We start from the raw sequence: 1,168 nt of genomic DNA on the forward strand, positions 1-1,168 counted from the left end.
CAAAAAACTTTTCCTTTGCCTGTCTTTCTTCAGATTCTTCAGTAAATTTATCTTCTTTTTTCTCAAATTTTTTTGAATCAAAAATATCGGAAAAATCACTCTCTTTCATTTCTTCTGTTTTTCTAAAATTTTGAGTATTTTCATATAAATTTTCAGAAAAATTATTTTCTGCATATCCCAAAGCAGTTTCATAGGCCTCATTAATTTTCATAAACATCTCAGGAAAATCTTCAGGATGATACTTTTTCAACATCTTGGAATACGCAATTTTTATTTTCTTTTTATCACTCGTCGGCTCTATTTCCAGTATTTTAAATGCTTCTGCAAAATTCAAAATCATTACCTCCTAAATTTCTTTCGTTTTCAAATAAAATGGCATCAGCAATTTAAAGCCTTTTAAAAATTCCTTTGTCAAATCTTCAAGATTTTCAAATTTTTCAATTTCTTCCACATCAAATTTAACAAGTACTTTTCTGATATTTCCCTCTTTCATATCTTCAAGTAATTTTTCCCTATTTTTTTCACTTCCTTCAATTCTATCCAGTATACAGTTTTCTTTACTTTTTGAAAACTGTACAAAATAATAAAGTGGTTTTTTAATAGGTAATTCTAAAACCTTATTTTGTCTTTCAATTGTATTTTCCCCAATTTTACGTTCAACAAAACTTACTTCCATCGAAATTCCCACTTTTTTAGTTTTCTCATTTTTAAAGACTCTAAGTGCAATTCCAGATTCATTTTCAGTATCTCCATCCTGCTTCAAAAACACCCAAAGATAAGGTCTTGCAACTTGTCCTTGATTCATCCAGCTGCTAACTTTCTGCAAATGAAATCCCTCTACATTTTTTTCCACAGATTTAGCTATTTCAGTAAAAATCTTTCGTGCAGCCTGTCCATTTATTCTAAAAAGCTCCATATCTTCCTTCAAATCCCCAGCTTTTTCAGGTTTAATATATTTTCTCCCAGCATAATCTGTGTATTCAATTAATGGCTTGTAATTAAATTTTTTATTCATATTTTTTCTCCTTAAATTTTTTTGATTTCAACTTCTTAAAAACTAAATAATCTTAGAAAATTTTTCTGAAACAATTATAAATACTAAGTTTAAGTTTAAAGAGAGTTTTCTATAAAATTATAGCATACTTTCTCAAATTTCTAAAAAGGTTTT

2 protein-coding genes are annotated in these 1,168 nt (G+C 27.6%); both read right to left on the bottom strand.

Annotation, left to right across the window (positions count from 1 at the left end):
• Positions 1-334 (bottom strand): DnaJ domain-containing protein (locus Q0370_RS07635; RefSeq protein WP_299574185.1); only part of this gene is annotated, 334 nt, incomplete at its 3' end.
• Between the two features lie 12 nt (positions 335-346).
• Positions 347-1,015, bottom strand: coding sequence for a sakacin A production response regulator (locus Q0370_RS07640; RefSeq protein WP_299574188.1), 669 nt, complete (start codon positions 1,013-1,015; stop codon positions 347-349).
• Between the last annotated feature and the right edge of the window lie 153 nt (positions 1,016-1,168).

It is taken from the genome of uncultured Leptotrichia sp. (assembly GCF_938036635.1).
GTDB classification, from domain to species: Bacteria; Fusobacteriota; Fusobacteriia; order Fusobacteriales; family Leptotrichiaceae; genus Leptotrichia; species Leptotrichia hongkongensis.